Annotated in this window: 13 protein-coding genes; 3 read left to right on the top strand and 10 right to left on the bottom strand. The window is 65.9% G+C overall.

Going from position 1 to position 19,535, the window contains the following annotated elements:
- On the bottom strand, nt 1-2,928 hold the full coding sequence (locus GQY20_RS07105; protein ID WP_157216373.1) for a hypothetical protein: 2,928 nt from the start codon (nt 2,926-2,928) through the stop codon (nt 1-3).
- A 385-nt stretch (nt 2,929-3,313) separates the two neighbouring features.
- Complete coding sequence (locus GQY20_RS07100; protein ID WP_157216372.1) at nt 3,314-6,160, bottom strand: autotransporter outer membrane beta-barrel domain-containing protein; 2,847 nt, start codon at nt 6,158-6,160, stop codon at nt 3,314-3,316.
- Between the two features lie 454 nt (nt 6,161-6,614).
- On the opposite strand from GQY20_RS07100, the gene GQY20_RS07095 reads away from it, so the two are divergent.
- Nucleotides 6,615-7,391, top strand: a complete 777-nt coding sequence (locus tag GQY20_RS07095; protein WP_157216371.1) for an SDR family NAD(P)-dependent oxidoreductase — start codon at nt 6,615-6,617, stop codon at nt 7,389-7,391.
- Between the two features lie 34 nt (nt 7,392-7,425).
- On the opposite strand, the gene GQY20_RS07090 is transcribed toward GQY20_RS07095, so the two are convergent.
- The 3 genes from GQY20_RS07090 to purB are packed head-to-tail and all read right to left on the bottom strand — an operon-like array spanning nt 7,426 to nt 11,851.
- Nucleotides 7,426-9,996 (bottom strand): HWE histidine kinase domain-containing protein, encoded by a 2,571-nt coding sequence (locus GQY20_RS07090; RefSeq protein ID WP_408641058.1) that lies wholly within the window; start codon nt 9,994-9,996, stop codon nt 7,426-7,428.
- Nucleotides 9,993-10,544 (bottom strand): biliverdin-producing heme oxygenase, encoded by a 552-nt coding sequence (locus GQY20_RS07085; RefSeq protein ID WP_198350863.1) that lies wholly within the window; start codon nt 10,542-10,544, stop codon nt 9,993-9,995. The genes GQY20_RS07090 and GQY20_RS07085 overlap by 4 nt, the downstream gene beginning before the upstream one ends.
- Entirely contained in the window at nt 10,541-11,851 is a 1,311-nt protein-coding gene (gene purB / locus GQY20_RS07080) for an adenylosuccinate lyase (RefSeq protein WP_157216369.1), read from the bottom strand. Before purB ends, GQY20_RS07085 begins: the two co-directional genes overlap by 4 nt.
- Before the next feature lie 215 nt (nt 11,852-12,066).
- Here purB and GQY20_RS07075 point away from each other — a divergent pair, with 215 nt between their 5' ends.
- Complete coding sequence (locus GQY20_RS07075; RefSeq protein ID WP_157216368.1) at nt 12,067-12,612, top strand: EF-hand domain-containing protein; 546 nt, start codon at nt 12,067-12,069, stop codon at nt 12,610-12,612.
- 134 nt (nt 12,613-12,746) lie between these two features.
- Here GQY20_RS07075 and GQY20_RS07070 read toward each other — a convergent pair whose 3' ends face one another.
- Complete coding sequence (locus GQY20_RS07070; RefSeq protein ID WP_157216367.1) at nt 12,747-14,597, bottom strand: DUF885 domain-containing protein; 1,851 nt, start codon at nt 14,595-14,597, stop codon at nt 12,747-12,749.
- A gap of 137 nt (nt 14,598-14,734) precedes the next feature.
- Between GQY20_RS07070 and GQY20_RS07065 the strand changes: the two genes are divergently transcribed.
- Nucleotides 14,735-15,514 carry an SDR family NAD(P)-dependent oxidoreductase gene (locus GQY20_RS07065; protein WP_332836078.1) on the top strand — a complete coding sequence of 260 codons (780 nt, stop codon included), beginning with the start codon at nt 14,735-14,737 and terminating at the stop codon, nt 15,512-15,514.
- A gap of 78 nt (nt 15,515-15,592) precedes the next feature.
- On the opposite strand, the gene pstS is transcribed toward GQY20_RS07065, so the two are convergent.
- The 4 genes from pstS to GQY20_RS07045 all read right to left on the bottom strand — a co-directional run bounded on the left by pstS (nt 15,593) and on the right by GQY20_RS07045 (nt 19,435).
- The gene (gene pstS, locus GQY20_RS07060) at nt 15,593-16,678 is read right to left on the bottom strand and encodes a phosphate ABC transporter substrate-binding protein PstS (protein WP_232475930.1); all 1,086 of its coding nucleotides are present in this window, start codon (nt 16,676-16,678) and stop codon (nt 15,593-15,595) included.
- 105 nt (nt 16,679-16,783) lie between these two features.
- Nucleotides 16,784-18,154, bottom strand: coding sequence for a sensor histidine kinase (locus GQY20_RS07055; protein WP_198350862.1), 1,371 nt, complete (start codon nt 18,152-18,154; stop codon nt 16,784-16,786).
- On the bottom strand, nt 18,151-18,873 hold the full coding sequence (locus GQY20_RS07050; RefSeq protein ID WP_157216365.1) for a response regulator: 723 nt from the start codon (nt 18,871-18,873) through the stop codon (nt 18,151-18,153). The genes GQY20_RS07055 and GQY20_RS07050 overlap by 4 nt, the downstream gene beginning before the upstream one ends.
- A gap of 199 nt (nt 18,874-19,072) precedes the next feature.
- Nucleotides 19,073-19,435, bottom strand: a complete 363-nt coding sequence (locus GQY20_RS07045) for an RcnB family protein (protein ID WP_157216791.1) — start codon at nt 19,433-19,435, stop codon at nt 19,073-19,075.
- Nucleotides 19,436-19,535 lie beyond the last annotated feature (100 nt).

The following is a 19,535-nucleotide window of genomic DNA, read 5'->3' as shown; positions in this document are numbered from 1 at the left end:
TTATGGCTTCTTGCGGCGCCGTACCCGATTCTTGCGGGCGCCAGCTGGAATGGCCCATTCTGAATAGCCTCCGCGAGCGCCCGGATCCGGATGGATAGTCCTCCACCACACTGAGCCAGGCGTATGTTGCTCGCGAGGGACAAGACGCATGACTCCAACTCTGCCGTTAGTGGTGGACGTGGAAGCATGCTCCCATCTCCAGCCTTCGGGTGCCGATCTTCTTCTCACGGCGGATACCGCATCTCTGAAGTCCGGGAAAGCCTCGTCGAAAAACTTGGTCATTTCGGGATCGGATGCCAGCCATGCTTTGAGAGCGGCATTGGCCCTTCTGAAGTGCAGCCCACGGTACTTCCCAAAATCAACGGGATCCAGTACCATTTCGAACAGAACGCTATAGGCCTTCGGATGTGCAGGTGGGCCTGGATTGGTGACGCGTATGTCATCCGATTCTTTCGATCTTTCGGGTGGAATGGATTCGTGATTACGAAGTGGATAAGCCTCTGCGTCATTGACGGATTTTCCGAATGTGACGTCCTCGCCGCCCGGCGCTCCTAGTGGTAGGGACTTGCCATTCAAAGGTAGGGTTGTGTCGGCGTTGCCAGCATTGCTGGACAGATTTTTCCCCTGTTGTATGGCTTTAAGCACCCCGTTTTCGATCGGCAGGGCCTGTTTCACAGCGCCGTGGCGCACGGCGGGAGTCTCTGCGAGGCCTGATCCCGAGCTCTTCAGGGCGCGACGGATGGCTTCGTTTCTACCATCGGTGGGGATGATGGCTTGCCCACCTGAGCCGACGTCGTCCGTCGCTCTCGTTATCGAGCTGGCCGGAGGCAAGGAAGAGGCCGTGGCTCCTTGCGGCGGAAAATGGACCGGCGGAGCGGAAGGCGCCTCGGTGACGTCGAGAGCGGTACCGTCGGTGATGGCGACCCGCTCGGCAGGTCGTGCGGCAGTTGCAAGCGGTGTCGTTTCCGGAGAAATGGCTGTCGCAGCGGCGTCGCTCGCGGAATTTCCGTCGCGCAGCATGCCGCGTATGCGCGCTACCCCCGGGCCGACCAACGGCCCCAGCGCCCCGGCGGCCGTACCGCCCAGCGCTCCGCCGGCGGCACCCATGACCATGGACGGATAGCGCTCGCGGAGATTGCCTTCGCCCGCGCCGAGCCCGCTGAGGGCACCCTCCGCGATCGCGGTGCCCAGGACATATCTGCCGATGGCTTCCCGCGCGGCCTGCTTTGCCAGATAACGCGAACCGGTCGTCCGCATCGTTGAAGTAGCGGCGCGCAGACCTATCGTTTCGAGCTCTGCGCCGGGAATGAGCAGCGATCCGGCGATTTGGCCCCCGAAGCGTGCCCACGGGTGATGGGCCTCGTCGAAACCCAGTATCGCGCGGTTCTTCTCGCTATTGCCCCAGAGAATATCGCCGAACCGCCGATCGCTGTTCCAGATATTCTCACGACCTTTCGTGCCGCCAAGCGAGTCGACGATGCCGCCGATCTCGTCGAGAAAGTTGAACGGATCTGCGAGGCCGCGTGCTGCCGCGCCGAGGGCGCCGTCACCTGGGTCGGTCAGTGTTCGGGGGCGGTTGAGATACTCGATCTGGCTGGCTGCTTCGCCCGCTTTATCGCGTTGAGCGTAGCGTTTGCGGGTTTCGTCCTCGGAGATCTCGAAGCCATTGGCTTTTGCATAGGCGAGAAGATCCTCCGGCGTGGACGTCATGTCGGTCCAGATCGAAAGATAGCCCTGCTCGATATCCGGCCGTAGGCCCTGAAACGGCGTTTGTTCGTCACCGAAATAGGCGACGCCTTTTCCGTCCGTTGAGATTTCGGGCTTGGCCCATGGGTCCGGCTTCCCCCGCTGCCAGCCATCCACCTGCTGCCAGTCCCGCAGCGGCAGCTTGCCCCAGGCCTGCCGCACGTCGGCAACTTCGAGCCTGCCCTGCCGCGCCTTGTCCGCCAGGCTCCGGAACAGCGCCGGATCGGGGTCGGGATCGCGGCCGCGCCGGTTCGCCGCGATCGCCGCGCCGATCCCGGCCTGATGCTCCGCAGGCAGCCGCGCATGATCCGCCGGCGGGATGACGCGCAGCGAGACGGCGTTCGGATCGAGCACTTTCGCCCAGGACCGGTCGATGACCGCCTGGGTCTCCGCATCGGGCGCCGCCGCATCCGCCGCATCGGGCTGGCCGGACAAGGCGAGGGGGCCTGCGTCCTGCTCCGCCGCATAGGGCCGCAGCCAGCCGTCGAGCCGCTCCGTCGTAGCCGGATCGAACAGGCCGCGATGCCAGTCGACCCAGCTTCGCGCGCGCTGCGGATCATGCGCGACGAGATGGTCCGCGGCGTCGGCGCGTGCCTTGTTCAGCGCCTCGGCCTCGGCCGTGCCAGCCGCGTCGGCATCGAGGCCCAGGCGGCGGCTGCGCCCGCGGATCTCGCCGATCAGTCGCTGCTCGCCTTCCGCCACCGCGCGCGCATCGCCCAGCCGCGCGCCGCGAACGATCGCGCCCTGCGCCAGATCCTGCCGGCGCTGCGACTCCGCCTCGTTGAAGGCCTGCGCCTCGCGCGTCGCATGGGCGCTCGCTTCATTCTGCCAGGCGCCGTGGCGCAGCGCCGCGATCTCGCCATACAGGCGCCGCTGCCGGTCATTCTCCAGCGAAGCCAGCGGCCGGCTGAGCGTCTCGTCCAGCGCCTGCCGGATCTCCTGCCAGCGCCGCGCCGCCGTCTCGCCCCGCGCGGCGAACCAGGGCGCGGACACCGCCTTCCAGCCGGACACCAGATCCGCATCCGCCTGGCGCACCCGCGCTTCGTCGCGATGCAGCTGCAGCGGATCGTCATCGTCCGGCGACGCGGCGATGCCGTTCAGTGGTGAGTAGCTATCCTGTGTGCCGGGCGTATCGGCCCAGGCGAAAGGATAGAGCGGATCGGGGGGAGGACTGCTTGCCATGGACAAGCGGTCTCATCACCCCGGGGATTGCCGAAAGGGCGAGGGGCGAGACGGCAGGGGCGGGCGGTTTCGCCGGACGGTACGGAGGCTAAAGAATCGGGCCTTAAATCAAAATCGTCATGCCAGTGCTTCGACTTCGCTCCGGATGAACTCCACTTGCGGCGGAAGCTGGTTCTCTCTCCAATGGGAGCCGGGTGACTGTGGAGAGTGACCCCGGCTTCCGCTGGGGTGACGTGGGTGACGTGAGTAGGCCAGATTAAACGCAAGATGATCTGGAAGTGGAGGGCAATTGGGAAAGAGAAAAGGAAATGATTAAAGACCATCACCCCATCCTGGTTCCGCGAGCGGCACAAGGTGAAAGAGGTGAGGGTCTCTCGCTATTCGATCAGAACGGCAGGCGCAGGCTCGCCTTTACGCCATGATCGGTCAGGCGGTCACCCATCTGCCCCGAATAGGAGACGGAGAGTACCATGCCCGAACGGAACTTCGCCTCCGCGCCGAGATCGACGGCGGCGACATTCTTCGCGATCGGCGGTGCGGCGACCGAGAAGATGTCGCCGCCGACGAAGGAGAGCGCCGCCCGGTTGTTGCGGCCGTTCGCGGCGTAGCGCCAGCCGGCCGAGCCCTTGAGCGAGACGGTGGTTCCTTCGCCCGAGCTCAGCGTGGCACCGAAGCGGGCGCCGAGCGTCGTGAACACCATGTGCGAATCCTGGGCGCGAACGTCCAGCCGGGCCGCGCCGCCGCGTTCGATCTCATGATCCGAATCCAGGTGGACATAAGCGGCCGATCCGAAGGGCTCGATCGTCGCGAAACCCAATGGGATCTTGTAGCCGACCTCGCCGAAGACCTGCCCGATGCCGAGCTCATATTTGGCCTTGAGCGTGTCCGAATAGCCGGAGAAATCGGCCGAGCGTGTCGTCTTCAGGTTGCGCAGCGTGTAGGAGCCGCCGAACCGGACGCCCAGCGCGCCGCTGGTGATGCCGGCATAGACGCCGACATGGGCATCGTCGGCGGTGGCGTAGGAGCCGCGTGCCGGCAGCTTGAGGCGGCTGTGGTCGTAGCCGACCAGGGCGCCGATCCTGAGCGAGCCGCTACGGATCATGTCATAGCCCAGGAAGAAGCCGCCAATGTCGCGCTCGTAGCGCGCGGCATTGCCGTCGCCCCGCATATGGCCCCAGGATCCGAAGCCGTGGAACCACAGCTTGTTGGGATCGGACGAGTCGAGCAGCCGGTCGTTCACCGCCTCGCGGATGAAGCGGCTGTCCTCGAACGCCGCGGCGCGGGCGGTGGCGTGGATCTCGCCCGAGACGGCGTCGAAGGCCCTGCGTGCGTCGCTTTCGGTCTGGAGATAGCCGATCGCGTCGTGGAGCGGGCCGGTGATGCTGTCAGCGCCGCGTGCCGCCGCGATCTGGTTCGGCGTTGCGCCGGCCGACGCGAAGGACCGCGTCTGGGCGACGTCCAGATAGACGTGGGTCGGATCATAATCGGCGATCAGATTGTAGAAGAGCGAGACATGGGTGTCGCCGAACAGCGCATATCGGCCCGAAACGCCGTCGGCCGCGGTCAGCACGGTATAGCGCTTGCCGAGCTGGTAGCGGGCGGCGTCGAGCTTGGTGACGACGATCTTCGATCCCGACGCCAGGGTGGCGCTGCCCGTGGCACTGATCTTGTCGTTCGCGCCGGCCGAGGTGAGGTCCACCTGATAGGTGCTGCCTGCCGCCTGCGCGAAATTGCCGTTGACGCCCAGCGTGGCGATGGCGGGGGAGGCCGCGCCCGGCGCGACGAAGGACCCGGCCTGGGCCGATACGCCGCCGACCACGCCGTGGCCGGCAAGCGTCGCGCCGTTGCCGACCGTCACGACCGAATTTTCGAGGCTGCCGTCGACCTGCAGCGTGCCCTGGGTCACCGTGGTCGCGCCTGCGAAGGGGCTGATGCCGGTGAGCTGCAGCGTGCCGGTGCCGGTCTTGTAGAAATTGCCGGCGCCCATGATGCGGTTGGCAAAGGTGGCGTCGGTCGGCTGGGCGATCACCAGATTGGCGTTGTTGTTGATCGCGCCGGTGCCGAAGCTGGTCGCCGAGCCGACGAGCGTGCCGTCCGTCACTGTCGTCGTGCCGGTGTAGGTGTTGACTCCGCCGAGGATCAGCGTGCCGAGATCGGTCTTGGTCAGGCCGCCGCTGCCGGTCAGCGGCGCATCGACGGTGGCGACGAAATCGGCGCCGGCCGCCGTGCCGTCGCCGACCTGGAAGGTGGCGACGGTGCCGCCCAGCTCGATCGGATCGCCGACGATGTGATAGCCGTCGACCGCGAACTGCATGCCGTTGATCGCGATGGCGCCCTTGCTGCCGTCCACGGTGACGGTTCCGGGCGTACCGGTGAAGACGACGGAGCCCGGATTGGGCGTATAGGCGCCGTTGGTGGCGCCGGTCGCCTCCGTCCAGTTGGTCGTCGTCGCGTCCCACACGCCGTTACCGCCATCGATCACGCCATTGCCGCCGTTGCCGGCCGCGCTGCCGTCCCAATATTGGAAGCTGCCGGTCGGGGTCGTTCCGGTGCCGCCGCCGCCGACGACGGAGCCGAAGCCATCGAGATAGGCGTAGCCGGCATGGCCGCCATAGGGGCAGTCATTGGCGAGCAGGGACAGGATGAAATCATGCCCGCTCCGGCCGGAGACGTCGATGCTCTGGGTCAGCCAGTCGGTATAATACCAGTTCTGCGAGCTTTGGGTGAAGGTGCCGGGTGCCGTCGCCGAGTTGAGGTTGAAGCTGTACAGCACCTCGTTGGTGGTCGCGTCGGTCAGCGTGATGATGAACGCATCGGAATCCGTCGGCCCGTGCGAATCCTGCAGTACCGCAGCATAGGCGAAGGCGATGATCGGGTCGCTATAGTTGTTCACCCGCTGGCTGAGCACCGAGACCGAATAGTCGCTGCCGGAATTATTCACCTGCGCGCTGTGGTTGCCCGCATAGACGAGACGCAGATTATTGTCGGTGAAGCTGTCGAATCCGGCGTTCGTGACCGTATTGTTCTGCACCGATGACGAATAGGAGCTGCCGCCCGGCAGATAATCCTGAGGAACCGGATAGGACCCGCCGTACCAATAGCCGCCGCCCGTGGTCCAGCCTTGCAGGGTTCCGGTCTCGAAGCTTCCGTTGACGAACGTGTCGGCGTGCGCGACGCCGATCATGGCAGTCGCACCGACGGTTGCGGCCAGAGCAGCTATGAACCTTTTCATGCTAGCAGTCCCCCATATATGACGATCGAACGGTCGCGCCCTCTATGCGGACGATGATCGCAGGGGACTGTGAGCGGCATCACGCCTATTATTTTTATTTCTTACCCTTTGAGCGCTTTAATCTCCGCCCATCATAGAGCTGGACTCCGATCGGCAGCGTAGAAAAGTCGAGATCGATCCGTATGCGGAACGTTTTAGCCTCGCTCATCTTGCACTTTGCCGCTCTTCGCTGGTCATGGCCGGGCGGGCTCATTGTGATCGCCTGCACCAGGATGGACGCGGTTCGTACGAGCCTGTCCATCCCGGCGATTTTTTCTGGCGATCCCGCCCGGTGTCGTCTCGCGCGACAATCGCAAAAATGGCGGTGATCCACAGCAGGTGCGGGCTCGACCCGATCGGCCCGAACGGGCATTTCGTGCTGCGCGACGGGGCAGACCCGGCCGGGGAGAGGCGAATGGACAGATTTACGGATCAGGTGGTGATCGTAACCGGGGCGGCCGCTGGCATTGGCGCCAGCATCGCAGAACGTTTCGCCGCGGAGGGCGCGCGCGTCGTGCTCGCCGGACGCACCGAAGCCACCCTGGCCGAGCAGGTTGACAAAATGGGCGGCGGGGACGGGCTGCGCCACAAGGTCGCGGATGTCAGCAAGCCCGCCGATATCGAGGCGCTGATCGATTTCACCATCGCCGAATTCGGCCGGATCGACGTGCTGGTCAACAATGCCGGATCGGGCATGCTCGGCAAGGTGACCACGATCGATCCCGCGATCTGGCATCATGTGATGGCGACCGATCTGGATTCGATCTTCTACGGCTGCCGCTTCGCCATTCCGCACATCATCAAGACGGGCGGATCGGTGATCAACATCTCGTCCATCTGCGGCGTCGGCGCCGATTACGGCTTTCATGCCTATAATGCGGCCAAGGCGGGCGTGATCAATTTCACCCGTTCGGTCGCGCTCGATCATGCGAAGGACGGGATCCGCATCAACTGCGTCAGCCCCGGCCTGATCATGACCCCCGCGACCAGCCAGACCCCGCCCGAAATTCGCGAGATATGGCACGGCAAGATCCCGATGGGCCGCGCCGGCCGAGTAGAGGAAGTGTCAGGCCTGGTAGCCTTCCTCGCGTCCCGGGACGCCTCCTACATCACCGGGCAGAATTTCGTGGTCGACGGCGGCGTCACCGCCCATACCGGGCAGATCAACCTGCTGGAGCTGTTCGGGGGATAGGCTCTGATCATGCTTCATCCATGTCGAAACATGATCAGCGCGGTGTAAGCCGGCGCAGCGCCGCTGCGATGCCGTCGATCGTGTAGGGTTTCTGCAGCACCTCGACAGCGGCGTAGGCGGGCGGCAGCGCAGCCTGCTCGCCATAGCCGGTGGCGAAGAGGAAAGGGATGCCGCGCGCGGCCAAGCAGTCGGCGATCGGCAGGCTGGTCTGGTCGCCGAGATTGACGTCGAGCATCGCGATCGATGGCGGCTCGCGCTCTATTTCCTCCAGTGCCTGGCGAATCGTTGCCGCGGTCAGCACGCGGGCTGCGCCAAGCTGGTAGAGAATATCCTCGGCGTCGATAGCGATGATCAGGCTATCCTCGACGAGCAGAGCGGTGAGCCCGCTGAGCGGCTGGGCCGTCACCGCACCGGTGATCGCATCGGTGGCGGGTTCGGGAACGGACAACTCCTCCACCGAATGCTCGATCCGGCCGCGCACGATGTGGCGCGCGGGTATGCAGAAGTCCGCTTCGAGCCCCGTCAGCGCATAACGTATCTCAGCCCGCCCGCCGAGGTCGTAGGGAATGGAACGGTGGATGATCACGCTGCCGAAGCCCTGCCGGACAGGCGCCTGCACCACGGGACCGCCGCTTTCGCGCCAGAAGAGTCCTAGATCGCCATCCTCGTCCAGATCCCATCGCAGGTCTATCCGGCCGCTGTCGGACAGGCCGCCATATTTGGCGCTGTTGGTCATCAGCTCGTGCAGGACGAGCGCCAGCGTCGAGAAAGCGTGCGGGTTGAGCAGGATTTCCGGCCCGCCCATCGCCACCCGATCCGCGCGCTGGCCGAGATAGGCGGCAGCTTCCGTCTCGATCAGGCCGCGTAGCGAGGCGGGCCCCCAATGATCGCGTGTGATCTGGTTGTGCGCGCGGGCGAGGGCATGGATGCGTCCGTCTATGTCGCGGATATAATCGTCGAGCGAACCGGACGAGGCGGTCGACTGGCGGACGAGCCCGCGGATCAGGCTCAATATGTTGCGCACGCGGTGATTGAGCTCGGCGATCAGCAGATCCTGGCGCTCGGTGGCAAGCTGGCGCTCGGCATGCGCCTGATCGGACATGCGCAGCACGATCTCGATCAGCGTCGCGCGCAGCGTTTCGGCGACGCGCGTTTCCGCGGCGGAGAAGGCGCGTGACTTGCCGCGCACCAGTTCGGACCATGCCTCGAAGCTCTTGCGCGGCGTAAGGCGGGGGCCGTTTGGGCCATATTCCACCGGCTTGCGGGGATCGCCGGCCCAGCGCACCGTCCGCACGATTTCCTGCCGGAACAGCACCACATAGTCCCGCGGCGTGCGGGAGATGGGCAGCGCCAGCATGCCGGCGGCGACCTCCGAATAGGCTTGGCCGCCCGGCTCGATCGCCGAGATGCAGTCCGTGGAGAAGACCTTGCCGGCGGCGGCGGTGTTGAGCGTGCGGACGAGCGCGCGAAACTGGGCCTCGTTCGGCGTCATCCCCGAGAGTGCTATCCGGCCGTCGATCCAGACGCCGATGCCGTCCGCCTGGATGACGCGCGACAGCGTCTCGCCAAGCCATACCGGATCGTCGAGCAGGCTGGCATCACCGGCCACCGCGGTCAGCAGCCGGTCGGCCGTGTCACGCGCGGTGCGCAGATAGTCCGCCGCGGCCTGGCGTTCGCGCGATTCCAGCTTCATCGCGAACATCTGGCCGAACAACTCGCAGACCGAGCGCCGCTCGAGCCCGGGCAGGCGCGCGCCATAGTGATGACAGGCGAACAGGCCCCAGAGCTTGCCGTCGATCACGATCGAGAGCGAAAGGGAGGCGCCGACGCCCATATTGGTGAGATATTCGATATGGATCGGCGAGACGGCGCGCAGCACCGAGAGCGACAGGTCCAGCGGCGCGCCATGCGCGTTGATCTGCGGCACGATCGGAACCGGCGTCGCCGCGACGTCCGCGATGATACGAAAGATATTGCGGACGTAGAGGGTGCGTGCCTGCTGCGGAATGTCGGTGGCCGGATAGTGCAGCCCCAGGAAGCTGCCGATGCCGGAGCGCGCCGCCTCGGCCACCACCTCGCCCGATCCGGTGTCGTCGAAGCGATAGACCATCACCCGGTCGAAACCGGTCAGCGCGCGGACCTGCCGTGCACCTTCGCGAAAGAAGGCGAGCAGCGTCTCGGCCTGATCCAGACGGTTCATCATCTGCCGGATCGTGCCGGTCGGATCGCCCTCGCCGCTGGTGGGGCTCGGTTCGAACTCCAGTACCAGGCCGCCGGCCGCCATGTGCAGCGCGATATCGTAGCGCCTTCCGCCCGGATCGAGGGCGATACCGAACATCCGCTCGGCGGCATCCTCGCCGCGCAGCATCGTCATTCGGTTGCGGATCGAGTGCATTGCCTCCGCGCCGATCCATTGCGACAGTGCGGTGCCGAGGAGATCCTCGGGCGTTTGGCCGAGCAATCCGGCGATGTTGGCCGATACGCGGGAGATGAGCCAGTCCGACGAAAGCGCGATCAGGAAACCGAAGGGCTGGATCGCGCCCAATATGTGGATGGGCTCTCGATCACAGTTGGTGAGATCGACCTTGAACGCGCTCTCCGTCACTCGGTGGCGGCCTCCCATTCGAGCCATGCCGCCTGTTCGAAAAGCGCGAACAGGGTCTCAGCTGCAATCGTCGCGGCCGCAAGCGCGGCCGCGTAATCCAGCGAAACCTCTAACTGGCGCAGGAAGTTCCGCCAATCCGCACCATTTTGATCTGAATTAAGGTATTTTTTGGGAAAGCGAGGGTCAATTCGGCGGGAAAGCATCGCGCCGCCGAGGCGCGATCCTTCGAGCACATAGAGCATGCCCCATATTGCGGCCGGGTTATCCGGAGGGGGCAAGGCGAGGGGCGGAGGGACGGCGATCTCCAGCACCGCCATGTCCGTCCTCAACCGGTCGGCTCGCCGCCGGGAGGACCAGTCCGGCAACACGGTCTCGGTGTCGGCGGCGTCGAGCACCGCCTCCGCGGGCAGAAAGGCCCGCGCATGGGCGCTCAGGAAGCGGCCATAGCCGGCCCGATCGGCCAGGTCGAAGCGGCCGAATGCCGCATCGACCCGTTCGTGGCAGCCCGCTGTCGCGTCACGCAGAGCGAAGCGCGGGCCATGCTTCATCCGAAGACCCGATCGAAGATCGTATCGACATTCTTCAGATGGTAGCCGAGATCGAACTTTTCCTCGAGTTCGGTGGGAGAGAGCGCGGCCGTCACTTCCGGATCAGCCTTGAGCAGATCGAGCAGCGAAAGCGCGCCATCCGATTCCCATACCTTCATCGCGTTGCGCTGGACGAGGCGATAGGCGTCCTCGCGGCTCACGCCCGCCTGGGTGAGCGCCAGCAGCACGCGTTGCGAATGGACGAGGCCGCCCATCTTGTCCAAATTCTTCTGCATGCGCGCCGGATAGACCAGCAACTTGTCGATCACGCCGGTAAGCCGCGCGAGCGCGAAATCGAGCGTGATGGTGGCATCGGGGCCGATATAGCGCTCGACCGAGGAGTGGCTGATGTCCCGCTCGTGCCACAGCGCGACATTCTCCAGCGCGGGCGTCACATAGCCGCGCACCATGCGCGCGAGGCCTGTGAGATTCTCGGTCAGCACCGGGTTGCGCTTGTGCGGCATCGCCGATGAGCCCTTCTGGCCCGGCGAGAAATATTCCTCCGCCTCCAGCACCTCGGTGCGCTGCAGGTGACGAATCTCGACGGCGACGCGCTCGATCGAGGAGGCGATGACGCCCAGCGTCGCGAAGAACATCGCGTGGCGATCACGCGGGATCACCTGGGTGGAGACGGGTTCGACGGTCAGCCCCATCTTTTCGGCGACATAGGCCTCGATGCGCGGATCGATGTTGGCGAAGGTGCCGACCGCACCGGAGATGGCGCAGGTGGCGATGTCCGCGCGGGCGGCGGCGAGGCGGGTGCGGTTGCGGGCGAACTCGGCATAGGCTTCGGCCAGCTTGAGGCCGAATGTCACCGGCTCGGCATGGATGCCGTGGCTGCGGCCGATAGTGGGGGTGAGCTTATGCTCATAGGCCCGGCGCTTCAGCACTTCGAGCAGCTTGTCGATATCGGCGAGCAGCAGGTCGGTGGCGCGGGCGAGCTGCACGGCGAGGCAGGTGTCGAGCACGTCGGAGGAGGTCATGCCCTGATGCAGGAAGCGTGCTTCCGGGCCGGTCCGCTCGGAAACATGGGTGAGGAAGGCGATCACGTCATGCTTGGTTTCCGCCTCGATCGCATCGATACGCTCGATGTCGAAGGGGCCGGCCTCGCGATGCGCCGCCCAGATGCGTTCGGCGGCATCCTTGGGAACCACGCCCAGCTGGGCGAGCGCGTCGGTCGCATGCGCCTCGATCTCGAACCAGATCTCGAACTTGGTCTCGGGCGTCCAGATGGCGACCATATCGGGCCGCGAATAGCGGGGGATCATGCGTGCGTCCTGCAAAGGGAATGTCAGCCCGCCGGGTAGCAGAGGTGCCCGAAGGCTTCAACAAAGTCGGTTCGTCGCAGAATCTGAACGATTCACGGGCGAGAATCGGAGAGGAAGGTCACGGAGCCGCAACAGATTCGAAATCGGTACGTTCGACACACCAGACCGCAGCGCACTTCCCCCTCGCTCCGGTGCAGATCAGATTGGAGAGATTTATGAATCGTCTTATCGCCCTTGCCGGCGCGACGATGCTCGCGACCGCTGGTGTGGCCATCGCCCAGGATATGCCGGCCAGCCAGGGAACCCCGGACAGCAGCGCAACCGCGCCGGCCGCTTCGACCACCACCTCGCAGCCGACGACCGCCTCTGCGCCCACGTCTGCGACAGATCAGTCCGCCTCGGCCCCTGCGCCGACCACGGACCAGTCGGCGTCCGCGCCGGAACCGAGCACGACCCAGACGGCCAGCGCCACGGCGGCACCGACGCCCAATCCGAGCGTCGTCGCCGAAGTGCAGTCCAAATGGGCTACCTATGACACCAAGAACACGGGCAAGCTCACCCCGCTGGAATTCGGCGAGTGGGTGATGGCCGCCAAGGGCAACGACGTGTCCAAGGCCGTCGAGAAGACCAAGGCGAGCAAAGCCTCGAATCTGGCCGCCACCAAGGTGCTGAACGCCACGGGCAGCGCCTTCGCCAAGGCGGACACCAACAAGGACGGCGGCGTTTCGCCGGACGAGTTGGCGGCATTCCTGTCGGCCTAACCCGAGCAGCAGGTCGATGGGAGAGGGGGCGGATCCGCAAGGGTCCGCCCCTTTTTCGTATTTCCTCTTCCAATTAGGAGAGGGCCGCTTTCACGCTCTCGCCCCGGCCGTCTCCCGCAGGCCGGATGGAGGTGTTACCCCGCTATGAAGGCGTCGATGGCGCGTTCGAGGATGGTGAGCGGCACGCCGCCGGTCTTCACTACCGCATCGTCATAGGCGGCAAGATCGAACTTCGCGCCGAGCGCGGCTTTCGCTTTCTCGCGCAGGCGGATGATCTCGTTGTGGCCGACCTTGTAGCCGCAGGCCTGGCCGGGCGATGCGCAGTAACGGTCGGTCTCGCTGGTCATCGCCTCGACGCCGCGCCCCGTCTCCTTCATCAGGAACTGCACGGTCTGCTGCCGGCTCCAGCCCTGGGCATGGAGGCCCGTATCCGCCACCAGGCGGCACGCGCGGAATTGCTGCGCCTGCAGATAGCCGATCTCGCCGAACGGATCGTCCTTGTAGAGGCCATGTTCGGCCACGAGCTGCTCCGCATAGAGCGCCCAGCCCTCGATGAAGGCGTTGAAGCCCATCAGCGAGGTGATCAGCGGTATTTCCGCATGATGTTCGGCGAGATAGGCGCCCTGCCAGGTATGGCCGGGAATGCCTTCGTGCGCGGTCAGCGTGGCGAGCTGATATTTCGGCCAGAGTGCGGTCGTCTTCAGATTGACGTAGTAAATGGCCGGACGCGAGCCGTCGAGCGACGCGAAATTCATATAGCCGAGTGCCGCGCCGTCCTGGATGTCGGGCGGCACGCGCTTCACTATCACGTCGGCCTTGAGGCCGAGATGCGAGAGCTGCGGCAGCAGCGGACGGATCGCGGCGATGCGGCCGTTGAGATAGGCGATGATCTCGGCGCGGCCGGCGTCGGTGTCCGGATAGAGGAAGCGTGGATCCTTGTTGAGCGCCTGGGTGCGTTCGCCCACCGTGCCCTTGGTCAGCCCCTGCTGCTTCAGGAGCGCGTCCATCCGCCCCTTCAACTCCTCATTCTGGGCAAGGCCGGTGCGGTGGATCTCCTCCGCGCTCATCGTCGTGGTGGTGCCGAGGCGCAGCGCCCAGTGATAATAAGCATCGCCGTCGGGCAGCCGCTGCACGCCGGCGGTGTCCGGCGCACGAGCGGTGGCGGCAGCGAAGGCCTCGATCTGGCGATCGAGCGCCGGATAGACCTGGGTTTCGAGCAGCTTCGTGCATCGGGCCGCCCAATCGCCCGCCACGCCCGCCTTCTGCGCCCGCGTGGCGAGCGAGGAGACGAGCCGCTGTTCGCTCGCCGGCGTCGCGCGGAAGCCCTTGAGCTGGCCGAGCGTGGTCTTGGCGATGAAAATCGGCGGCATCACGCCGCGCGCCGCATCGGCCTTGATCTGGGCGGTCTCCTGGTCGATCTGCCGCGCGAAGCCGGCGACGCGCGCGACATAGGCGTCGCAATCCTCCCTCGTGGCGATCAGGTGCTGGGAATCGAGAAATTCCGGCACGCTGCTGACCGCGCCATTCTGCTGGCTGACGATATAGGGCGTGGCCCCGCCCTGGAAGCCGGAGGCCGCGCCGCCTGCGCCATAGGGGAAGGCAAGTCCGTCGATGCCGCGGTCGGCGGCATAGCCAATCGTCTCGTAGCGTAGCCGGTCGGCGGCATCGAGCGTCGCCGGATCGATCCGGCCGAGCGCCTGCTTCATTGCCTTGACCTGCTCCGTCCAGCGCGCGTTGCTGGCCGGCGAAATATCCGAAAGCTGCGATTTCAGGGGCGCGCGCGCGCCCTTGTCCAGCCCGAGTGACGTCGCCGTTTCGGGGCTGAGCGCGAGGATCTGTTCGGCGAAGCCATCGATGGTTGTGCGGAAGGCGCTTGCAGGCGCAGGGGCAGCCAGCGCCACGCGGGGCACGACGGCCAGAAAGGCGACGGATGCGGCGGATTGGAGAAGCGTGCGGCGATCGAGCGCCGGGGGTCGGAGGGACATTGTCTCATCCTCTGATTACGGATGGCGCGGAAACTAGAGGGGATTTGCGCTTACGCCAAATGGGGGCGCGGATTAGACAGCTTCCGGTCTGGGTGAATCGCGACCGGTACAAGCCCGGCAACAGGAGGGGGAATGCCATGAACATGGATTTGCAGCCGCGGCTCGGCCAGCCGGGCACGGGCGTCGTAATCACCGGCGGCGCGTCCGGCATCGGGCTTGCTTCGGCCCGGGCGTTGGCGGCGGTGGGGAGACCGGTCGCGCTGTGGGACATACAGGAATCGCGCGCCGCGCAAGCGGCGGCCGAGATTGCGGAAAGCCATGGCGTCGTCGCGCTCGGGCTTGGCGTCGATGTGCGCGATCCCGCCGCGATCACCCTGGCGGCGGAGGAGACGCGTGCTGCTCTGCCTTCGGTCGGCGGACTCGTCCATTGCGCGGGCATCGTCGACACCGGATCGCTGGAAGGCGTCACGATCGAGAGCTGGGACGACGGCATCGCGATCCATCTGCGCGCGATCGTGCTGCTGCTGCAGGCCTTCCTCGAAGACATGAGGCGCCATCCGGGCTCGGCGATGGTGGCGACCGCGTCGATCAACGCGACGCTCGGCAACGGCGTCAACCCCATCTACACGGCGGCGAAGGGCGGCGTGCTCTCGCTGGTGCGTTCTCTGGCCGACAGGCTGGCCCGCGACGGTATCCGCGTCAATGCCATCTCGCCCGGCATGATCATGACGCCGATGACCAAGCCCGCCGCGGACGCGCTCGGCCGCGACTATTTCGAGAAGCGCATCCTGCTCGAGCGCTTCGGCGAACCGGAGGAGATCGGCCGGGTCGTCCGCTTCCTGCTTTCGGAGGAAGCGAGCTACGTTACCGCCGCCGAGTTCATCGTCGATGGCGGCAACGTGTCGTCGCAGCGGTAGCGACCTTGCAAAAAGGCTACAGCTTCCCGAACGGTGAGAGAGTGCAGCGATCCTCTTGGGGGAGGGTTAAGAAGCAGGCTATTTCCCCGTATAGACCGGCGTGCCGTCGCTGGCCTTGATCGTGCTGGCCCATTGCTGGCGGACCATGTCCTTCACCGATATGGGCAGCGGCACATAATCGAGGCCCGAAGCGAGCGAATCGCCGTTCTTATAGGCCCAGTCGAAGAATTTCAGCGTCGCGGCCGCCCTGCCCTTATCGGCCTGCTGGGTGTGCAGCAGGATGAAGGTGGCCCCGGTGATCGGCCAGGTGGAGGCGCCCGGCTGATCGAGCAGGAGCAGATAGTTGCCTGGTGCCCTGGTCCAGTCCGCGCCGGCTGCCGCGGCGGCAAAGGCGGCGGCTTCCGGCTTCACGAAGGCGCCGCTGGCATTCTGCATCAGCGCATAGGACATGCCGTTCTGCTTGGCATAGGCATATTCGACATAGCCGATCGAGCCGGTCGTCTGCTTCACGAAGGCAGCGACGCCATCATTGCCCTTGCCGCCGAGACCCGCCGGCCAAGCCACGGAATCGCTGGCACCGACCTTCTTCGACCATTCCGGGTTGAGCTTGCTGAGATAGGAAGTGAACAGGAAGCTGGTACCCGAGCCGTCCGAGCGGTGGACGATAGAGATGGGCAGGTTGGGCAGTGCGGTGCCTGCGTTCAGCGCCGCGATCTGCGGTGCGTTCCACCTCGTCACCTTGCCCAGGAAGATGTCGCCGAGCAGGGCACCGTTGAGCTTGAGGTCGCCGGGCTTGAGGCCGGGCACGTTGATCACCGGCACGATGCCGCCGAGCACGGTCGGGAACTGATAGAGGCCCGCCTGTTGCAACTCCTCGGGCTTCAGCGGCTTGTCCGACGCGCCGAAATCGACGGTGCTCGCCTTGATCTGCTTGATGCCGCCGCCGGAGCCGATCGCCTGATAGTTGAGGCCGACGCCGGAGGCCTTTTTATAATCCTCCGCCCATTTCGCGTAGACCGGCGCAGGGAAGGTCGCGCCCGCGCCGGAGATCTGGCCGGGGCCGCCGCCATCTGCTTGCTTCGAACCTTGCTGGCCGCAGCCCTGGAGCATCAGGAGAGCAGCCGCGACGGCGGCCCCCTTGGCGGCTAAGCGGATGATGCGCATGTCTTCTCTCCCGCAAAATACTGGTCCCGCCCCACTCTCGGGGGAGGTGACAAGCTTATGTGACAGTTTCATGACAATGCGAAAGCAGCCGTCGCCGCAGCGATCCTATCCTGCCGCGCGCATGGCGGGAAACCGCAGCGTCGCGGCGAGTCCACCTTCGGGACGATTTTCGAGCGTGAGCCGCCCGCCATGGCTTTCGGCGATCGCCTGGGCGATGGCGAGGCCGAGGCCGCTGCCGCCGGTGGCGCGGCTGCGCGACGATTCGAGCCGGTAGAAGGGCTGGAGCACCTGGGCTAGCTGGTCGGGGGCGATGCCCGGTCCGCGATCGGCGACACGGAGCGCCACTTCATCACCCGTGCGGGCGACCGAGACCTCCGCACCACCGCCATATTTCAGTGCGTTATCGATGAGGTTGCGCAGCGCACGGCGGAGCAGATTGACCTGAACGGCCAGCACCTGCCGCGGCGAATCGGCGCATTCCACGGACTGGCCGAGCTCGCGATATTCCTCCACCAGCGCCTCGGCGAGCGCGGCGACATCCATCGGCCGAGCCTCCTCTCGCGCACGGCCGGAGCGGGCGAGCACCAATATGTCCTCCAGCATCGCTATGATCTCGGTGATCTTGGCGACGGCGGCCTCGCGTTCCTCCTCGGGCTCCATCGCCTCGACACGAATGCGCAGCGAGGCGAGGGGCGTACGCAGATCGTGGCCGATCGCACCCAGCATCCGATCCTTTTCGTCGAGCAGCGCGATGACCCGGCGGTTCATGGCGTTGAACGCCTCGATCGCCTGTCTGAGGTCGTCGGGGCCGCTCGGTTCCACCGCCACGGGATCGTCGCGCCCGCGAAAGCGTTCGGCGGCGTTGGTGAGATCGCGCAGCGGGCGGGCGAGCCGACGCGCGATCCAGATCGCCGCACCGAGCACGATCAGATAGAGCAGCAGCGTCGCCGCGGCGATGCGCACGGTGAACCAGGGATCGCGCTTCGGCGTCGCGATCCGCGCGATCAACCACTGGCCGTCGCCACCCTTCACTGCCAGCCGCATCATCCGCATGTCCGGCGGTGGCGACCAGGCGCGGCCGTCGCGGCGGGCGGCCGGTGCGACCAGCGTCGCGCGGACGTCTCCGCCCTGCACCCCGGCATCGGTCAGTGCCTGGCGCAGCTTCGCCTCGAGCCCACCGTCACGATCCTGCGCTGCGATGCCGGCGTCGGCAGCGAGCGCGAACCGCGCGCCGCGATGCGAGTTGTCCGCGATCACGGCGCTGCGGAAGATGGGCTGGGCCTGCGCGATGTCCGCGGCGACGCCGGCGAAGCGGGTGATCGCCGGCCCCTCATTCTGCGCGAGGCTGAGCTTCTGCCGCTCGTTGAGCAGCAGCGCGAAGTTGGCGAGCTGCGCGACGAGCAGCGCGAGGCCGATGAGCAGGGTCATCCGCCCCGCCAGGCTGCGCGGCCAGGGGCTGCGCGAAAACGCGCTCATATCCGCCGCACGTCGGCGGTGAGCGTGTAGCCGCCGCCCCATACCGTCTTGATCAGCTTGGGATCGGAAGGATCGGCCTCGATCTTGCGGCGCAGGCGGCTGATATGATTGTCGATGCTGCGTTCGAACGCCGCGAGCTCGCGGCCCTGGCTGAGATCGAGCAGCTGGTCCCGCGTCAGCACCCGCTTGGGATGGGTGACGAAGGCCTGGAGCAGGTTGAATTCGCCGGTGGAGAGCGGCACGGCGACGCCTTCGACATCGACCAGCTCGCGCTCGCCCACCTTCAGCACCCAGGGGCCGAAGGCATATCCTTCCGCATCCGGCGCATGCACGGCCTGCGCACCGCCGCCCGCAGTCCGGCGCAGCACGGCCTTGATCCGCGCGAGCAGCTCGCGCGGCGAGAAGGGCTTGGTGACATAATCGTCCGCCCCGATCTCCAGGCCCAGGATGCGGTCCATCTCCTCCGCCTTGGCGGTCAGCAGGATCACCGGCGTCGCGCTCGTCGCGCGGATGAAGCCGGCCAGCGAGATGCCGTCCTCGCCCGGCATCATGATGTCGAGCAGGACGAGATCGATCGCGTGGACGCTGAGGATCTGCCGCGCCGCCGCAGCATGTTCCGCCTTGGTGACGCGCAGCCCGTTCTTGCTCAGATAGGAAGCCAGCGGATCGCGAATATCGCGTTCGTCGTCGACCAGGAGGATATGGGGTTCGTCTGCCATGGCATGGTCCTAGCCGGGAAAGGCGGGCGCGTCATTGGTCGGTGCGCTTGCCAAAGCCGTCGTCATGCCAGCGAAAGCTGGCATCGCTTTCCAGCCGCGATCGGCTCGCTGTCGAGGGCGATCCACGCTTTCGCCGGGAAGACGCGGTTGGGGAAAAGCCCCGGCCTTTTTGCGGCCGGGGCGTTTATCCCGTTCACCTCTAGTAGATGCTGTTGGCCATCACGGCGGCGATGATGCCGGTGGTGATGCCGACCAGTACCGCGTCGTTGCCCGAGCGAACCCAGCGATAACCGCGCGGCGCATCATAGAGGCGATAATGATGCGGGTTTCCGATCACCCGATAGTTGCGGGCGTAGCGATAATCGAAACGGTCGCCCCGGTTCCAGCGACGATAATCGACGCGGTCGTGACGGTTATGACGGTCGAAACGGTCGCCGCGGCGATCGAAGCGGTCGTGGCGCTGCTCGAAGCGGCCATGGCCGTCGAAGTGCGGCGCGGCCATCGCGGGGGTGGCGACGGCGATCGTGGTGGCGGCCAGGGCGGCGGCGATCATCTTCTTCATCATCTTCAATCTCCTCGAATGTGGCGCCGTCTGCGGCGTTGAGGAGACAATGGCCCCCGCCTGTCGCGAGGCTTTGTCGGCCGGCGCGGAAAAGTGTCGC

This window comes from Flavisphingomonas formosensis, assembly GCF_009755815.1.
GTDB lineage: Bacteria > Pseudomonadota > Alphaproteobacteria > Sphingomonadales > Sphingomonadaceae > Flavisphingomonas > Flavisphingomonas formosensis.
This window is presented reverse-complemented; position numbering and strand designations above follow the sequence as displayed.